At 67.1% G+C, this 6,302-nt stretch carries 4 protein-coding genes; 2 read left to right on the top strand and 2 right to left on the bottom strand.

Annotation, left to right across the window (positions count from 1 at the left end):
* Positions 1-190: 190 nt before the first annotated feature.
* Complete coding sequence (locus sphsw_RS11765) at positions 191-2,515, top strand: putative bifunctional diguanylate cyclase/phosphodiesterase (protein WP_235188375.1); 2,325 nt, start codon at positions 191-193, stop codon at positions 2,513-2,515.
* 144 nt (positions 2,516-2,659) lie between these two features.
* On the opposite strand, the gene sphsw_RS11760 is transcribed toward sphsw_RS11765, so the two are convergent.
* Entirely contained in the window at positions 2,660-4,123 is a 1,464-nt protein-coding gene (locus sphsw_RS11760; protein ID WP_031440785.1) for a CYTH and CHAD domain-containing protein, read from the bottom strand.
* Between the two features lie 78 nt (positions 4,124-4,201).
* Positions 4,202-5,119, bottom strand: a complete 918-nt coding sequence (locus sphsw_RS11755) for a helix-turn-helix domain-containing protein (protein WP_160172636.1) — start codon at positions 5,117-5,119, stop codon at positions 4,202-4,204.
* A 377-nt stretch (positions 5,120-5,496) separates the two neighbouring features.
* Here sphsw_RS11755 and sphsw_RS11750 point away from each other — a divergent pair.
* A partial coding sequence (locus tag sphsw_RS11750; protein WP_042467138.1) for an NAD-dependent epimerase/dehydratase family protein occupies positions 5,497-6,302 on the top strand: 806 nt, incomplete at its 3' end.

Here is a 6,302-nt window from a genome sequence, read left to right as displayed (position 1 = left end):
CCGTCCCGCCAGTGCGGCGGGACAGTCGCGGCCCCTGCCCCCGACCCGGTTATTTTTCACAACGCAGGGGATGGGAACGTTGCGATAACCAACGTGCATTAAGCCCGGCGGTGTGAACAGCCAGTCGCCTTCCGGATCCGATACGCCCCCGCCGACCATGCCGGCGCGTACACGAATGTCGACGCATCACATGCCCATCGATATGCGCGCGCTGCTCGCGCTGTCGGAAGGGTGCGATCCCAGGGAATGGGGCCGGCTTCGCGCGGCGCAGCTCGACGCCGGCCGGCAACTCGCCTGGTTCGCCCTCGCCGCCAACCTGCTCGCGACCGCCGTCTGTGCCGCATTGCTCTATCCCCGGATGCCGTTCTGGCAGGTCGCGTCATGGTCGATGCTTCTGATCGCGGGGACCGTGTGGGTGACCGTCCGCCGCCGCCTCGCTCCCTCGCGCGCTGCCGGGCATGGCGGCAGGACGGATATCCGGGCAACCTTGTGGGAGGGGGGCAGCCTCGCTTTGGCTTGGTCGGTCATCCCGGTTTTCTTCTGCCCGCAAGTCCCGGTTGCAACGAGCATCGGGCTCGGGCTCACGCTGATGATCGTGATGACGGGGGCAGCCTTCGCGATGGCGCCGCTGCCGCTCGCCACGCTCATGTTCATCGGCACGCTCGGTTTCGTATCGTTCGTCCAGCTCATGCTGATGCACGCGGTTGCGATCGCCGGGGGGGTGCTCGCCTTCACGCTGTTGTTGATGACCGCCTGCCTCAGCCGGACGCGCGCGCTGGTCACGATCCACAATGCGCAGGCGGTGCTCGACGAACGCGACGAGACGATCAGCGTGCTCCTGCTCGAGTTCGAGGAAAGCGCAGCCGAATGGCTGTGGGAGACCGACGCGACACGACGCGTCATCCGGCCCAGCGCCCGTTTCGCGCGGGCGTGCGGTCGCGCGCCGGCGGATATCGACGGCATGCCGATCCTCCAGCTGCTCGCCGGACCATCCTGGGACAGCGGCACGTTCGCGGCAGGCCTGCGCGCGCTTGCCGAAAAGCTGCGCAACCGGGACAGCTTCGTCAACCTGAGACTGCCGATCCGCTTCACCGAACAGGAGCGCTGGTGGCAGCTGGCCGCCGCGCCGCGATACGACGACCGCGGGATATTCTGCGGCTTTCGCGGCGTCGGCGCGGATGTCACGGACCAGCGCGCGTCCGCGGACAAGATCAACCGCATGGCGCGCTTCGACACGTTGACCGGGCTGCCCAACCGCCGGCTGATCACCGAGACGCTGTCAGACGCGATGATCGCGGCGGAGGCCTGTGGCGGACGCTGCGCGTTCATGATGCTCGATCTCGACCGGTTCAAGGCGGTCAACGACACGCTCGGCCACCCGGTCGGCGACCGGCTACTGTGCCAGGTCGCGGAACGGCTCGGCCATATGATGAGCGCGAACGAATCCTGCGGGCGGCTTGGCGGCGACGAGTTCGCGCTCGTCGTCCGCGACGCCAGCGATACGGGCGCGGTCGAGGAGCTCGCCGGACGCATCATCACCGCATTGTCGCGGCCCTACGACGTCGATCACTATACGCTGCATATCGGCGCCAGCATCGGGCTTGCCTTCGGGCCGCGCGACGGGCGCACGTCGGAGATGCTGATCCGGTCCGCCGATCTGGCGCTCTATCGCGCCAAGGATGCCGGTCGCGGTGTGTTTCGCGTCTACGAACCCGCGCTTTACGTCCAGGCGGAGGAGCGGCGGGTGCTTGAGATCGCGCTGCGCGGCGCACTCGATCGGGGTGAGATGTCCCTCGCCTATCAGCCGATCATCGACACGCAGGGCGGCATGCTGCGCGGCTTCGAGGCGCTGCTGCGCTGGGAAAGCCCGGAGTTCGGCATGGTCCCGCCGTCCCGCTTCATCCCGCTCGCCGAAGACGCACGGATCATCGCGCAGATCGGCGCCTGGGTCCTGCGCACCGCCTGCGCCGAAGCCGCGAGTTGGCCGGAGGGTCTGCGCATCGCCGTCAACGTATCGCCGGTCCAGCTGCAGAATGACGGTTTCGTCACGACCGTCGCGACCGTGCTCGCCGACAGCGGACTGTCAGCCGACCGGCTCGAGCTCGAGGTTACCGAGGGCGTCTTCCTGCGCGAGGATCGTGGCGCGACGACGACCCTCGCGCGTATCCTCGACCTTGGCGTACGCCTGAGCCTCGATGATTTCGGCATTGGCCACTCGTCGCTGGGCTATCTCAGCCGCACCCGCTTTTCCTCGATCAAGATCGACGGCAGCTTTGTCCGTGCCGCAGCGCGCGGCGGCCGTGAGGCGCTGGCGATCATCCGCGCGGTGGTCGCGCTCGCGCAAAGCCTCGACATCGCGACCATCGCCGAAGGCGTGGAGACGCAGGACGAGCGCCAGCTTGTCGCGGCACTCGGCTGTACGCACGCGCAAGGCGATCTGTTCGGCCGCGCGCTCCCCGTCACCGAAACCCGCACGCTGGCGGAGCGCGACTGGACTGATTCGGCCGCGGCCTGATGTCGCAATGACGCGTCAGCCGAGCATCCCGGCATAGCTTTGCAGCGGCGGCGGCAGCAGGATCGCCCGGGCCAGACACCCCCGACGACGACGACCAGCGCGCACAGGCTGATCTGCATCGACCTGCGCCGGTCGTGCACCCGATCAGCGCCAGAAGGCTTTCCGGTCGAGCAGCGCCGAGTGCGCCGCGGCAGCGCGGTCGAGCCGCTTGGCGTGTTTGCGATCGTCGACCAGCGCCGCTTCATTATCCTCCATCCCCAGCCGGGCGAGGATCGCGGGCACCGTTGCCGCGTCGTTCAGCGTGCCGAGCCGGTCCTGCAGCGTTTCGAGCGTCGAGACGAACTTGGCCTGCCGCTTTTGCTGCGCCGTATCGGCGAACAGGTCCGCGAAGAATTCCGTCGCATAGCGCAGCGTCTTGGCGTCCTTGCGGATCGCATGGCGTTCGTCGTCCGTCAGCAGCGCGAGCGATGGCGCGCCAATCTTGAGCGCCTTGCGTCGCTTGCGGAGCGCCGCCGCTGCAAATTCGCGGGCGGGCGCCTCGCGCACCTCCCGCGTCGCGTCCGCCGTCGACCAGTCGCCGACCGCAAGCCACTGCGTCAGATCGAGCATCACCGCCCGCACGCGCGACGACTCCAGCGCCACATCGACCTCGTCATAGGCCAGACCGCGCGCCGCCTCGATCCGGTCAAAGACGTCCCCCGCGCCCAGCTTCGCCGCCGCCATGTCCGCCAGCACGTCGAGATCGCGCGCCTGCCCCAGCGTCTGCGCCAGCCAGCGCAGCTCGGACCGGAAATGGGCCGTCTGCTCGCGTCCCAGCACGCGCTTGAAGAGCCCGAGCGCGGCGCGCGTCCGCCGCAACGCGACACGCGCCTGGTGCAGCGCTTCCGGCGCGCGCGTCTCGAGCAGGATCGTCTCGTTCAGCCGATAATGCCGCAGGCAGGCGCCAATAACCATCCGGAGCGCCTCGATCGTCGTCGCGTCGCCATCGAGCGATACCGGCTCGGCCTTGAAGGCGCGACGCACCGGCCCGGTCAGGCCGTAACCGCGCTCGGACTTGGTCACGACGCCGAGCCGCAGCGGCACCATATCCGCGATCCGGCGGGCCAGCGTGAACAGCGCGGTCGGGTCGCCGCGCTTGAGTTCGATCTCGACTTCGCAGACCGGCGACTGCCGCTCGCCAACCCGGACCATCCCGCGGTCCAGCACGAGCTCGATCTCCGCCCCGTTCTCGCTGATCTCCCAGCTGCGTCGTTCCACCGACACGGTGAAGGCCGGCGCGAGCCGTTCGGTCGTCCCGTCGAGCAGCGCGAAGACCGGCGTGGTGTCGTCGAGACGCGGACGATCGTCCATGACCGGCCGTTCCCATTCGGGGCGTGAAAACAGCCCGGCGCCCTTTGCCGGGTCGATCTTGATCGTCTGGATCCGCGTATCGCCCGCGCGCCGGATCCGCAGCGACGCGCCGTGCTTCCGTAGCGTTTGCTCGGGCGTGTCGAAATAGATCGCCTCGAGCATCGTGGTACGGGTCGCCTCATCCGACGGCAGTTCGCGCGCGACCTGGTCCGCGGCGTCCGCCGTCAGGACGAGCTTCAATTCAACTTCCTGCATCATCCGCGTATCCGATCTGCGTCCCCCCTCGACATAACGCATATCGGCGATTGAAGGGCCAACCGGATGTGCCCGCTGCGGCTAGCTTGGCAGCTCGTCGCGGCGGCCACGGCCGTCATGGACGGTGCGGATGATGCTGCTGACACTGACCGGGGGCGTCGGGATGTGCAGCGCCTGCGTCGGTGTACCGATCACCGCCGCGCGGGCACGCAGGCTGGATTTCAGGAACAACGTCTCCGATGCGAGGAAACGCCGCGGCGTCGTGCCGAGGAACGTTGTCGCGTCGCGCAGGAAATGGGACGCGTCGAAATAGCTGCTGTCGATCGCCGAATAATCGACATGGCCATCGGGCCGGATCAGCCGGATGAACGACCGCAGGAAGCGCGCGCGCCGCAACAGCATCTTGGGCAGCATACCGAAATGGCGGGTGGCGAGCCGCCTGAGCGCGTGCGTCTCGATCCCCAGCCGGTCGGCGACATCCTGCATCTCGATCACCCCGTCGGTCACCGTCAGCGCGGCGAATGCACGGATCAGTTCCTCCTGCGGGTGCCGGCGCTGGAACAGCGGTTCCAGCACGTCGTCTAGGAACGGCTTGATCATCGCATCGTCGGACAGCGCGTCGAGCCCCGTCGTCAGCCGGCGCGACACTTCCGGACCGAGCAGCGTCTCGAGCGGCACGATGCGGTTGCGGAAATCACCCGCCAGCCGCGACGTCATCCGGGACCAGCCGATCGCGCTGATTCCGATCCCGACCGCGACGCCGCCATGCGTGACGGTGCGAAACGCGCGGCTGGTCGGGCCGTAGAGACTGGCGCGCTCGAGCGGCCCGAACCGGTGGTTGCCGATCGCCACGGTGATCGGCCCCGCATCCGCCAGAATAGAAATCATAACTGGTGCAGGTAGATACCAGTTGACGAGCGGATTGCGATCACTGGCCGAATAGATCGCATATCCGGTCAGGCATTCGGCAAGGCTTGCCTGGGGCAAGTCATACCGCATCCGCATTCCCGGTGGCATCGCAAATTTTTCCGGCGATACACCCGGAGAGTGTGTTCCACCAAAAACTTGATCTACGTTCATACCACCCACTCGTTTCTGTACGGAAGTATCCGCGCGCTTGCGGCCTATGGCTATACTGCTTTGCAGCGAAATGCTAGTTGTCCTATAATCTGGCTTAGTATTGATTGGCTTCAATACTTTGCCCGTTCTTCGCCGGGTCTCGACATTGAAGACCGGCCACCGCCGCCGCCGTCCCGATGATGGACGTCGCGCTCGCGCCGCCTCGCGCGGCACAGCAGGGATGCGGGATTGATGGGGTTGACACTGGTATCGGCATCGCTTCTCGGTGCCGCCGAACCCATCAGGAAAGAACAGCGATGACAGTGATCGTAACCGGCGCCGCCGGCTTCATCGGCATGCATGTCGCGGACGCGTTGCTGGCACGTGGCGAGACGGTGTTCGGCATCGACGAATGCAACGCCTATTACGACCCCGCGCTCAAGGCGGCGCGGCTCGCCTATCTGCGTGACCGGCACGGCGCGGCCTTCACCTTCGCCAAGCTCGATTTCGCGGATACGCCCGCGCTCGACGCGGCGGTGGCAGGCCTCGACATCGACCGGATCGTCCATCTCGGTGCGCAGGCCGGCGTCCGCTACTCGATCGAGAATCCGATGGCCTATGCCCGGGCCAATCTGGTCGGGCATCTCAACATCCTCGAACTCGCGCGCGCGCGGCAAGTCCGGCACCTGGTCTACGCCTCGTCCTCGTCGGTCTATGGCGGCAATGACAGCGTGCCCTTCCGCGTCGAGGATCGCACCGACCGCCCGCTGTCGCTCTATGCCGCGACGAAGAAGTCGAACGAGCTGATGAGCGAGAGCTACGCGCATCTCTATCGCCTGCCGCAGACCGGGCTGCGCTTCTTCACCGTCTACGGCCCCTGGGGTCGTCCCGACATGATGATGTGGATCTTCACCAAGGCGATCCTCGCCGGCGAGCCCATTCCGGTGTTCAATGCAGGCCGGATGGAGCGCGACTTCACCTATATCGACGACATCGTCGCCGGCATCGTCGCCGCGCTCGATGCGCCGCCTGCGGATGACGGCCAGGCGAAGCCCGGCGGCAGCATGGGGCCGCACCGCGTCTACAATATCGGCAACAGTCGCGCCGAACAGCTCGGCGAGGT

Source organism: Sphingomonas sp. FUKUSWIS1 (genome assembly GCF_000733135.1).
Classification (GTDB): Bacteria; Pseudomonadota; Alphaproteobacteria; order Sphingomonadales; family Sphingomonadaceae; genus Sphingomonas; species Sphingomonas aerolata.
This window is presented reverse-complemented; position numbering and strand designations above follow the sequence as displayed.

Excerpts from the sequence above, each read along its gene's own strand:
- sphsw_RS11765 (WP_235188375.1), top strand. The coding sequence starts at position 191 with ATGCCCATCGATATGCGCGCGCTGCTCGCGCTGTCGGAAGGGTGCGAT.
- sphsw_RS11760 (WP_031440785.1), bottom strand. The coding sequence starts at position 4,123 with ATGATGCAGGAAGTTGAATTGAAGCTCGTCCTGACGGCGGACGCCGCG.
- sphsw_RS11755 (WP_160172636.1), bottom strand. The coding sequence starts at position 5,119 with ATGCGGTATGACTTGCCCCAGGCAAGCCTTGCCGAATGCCTGACCGGA.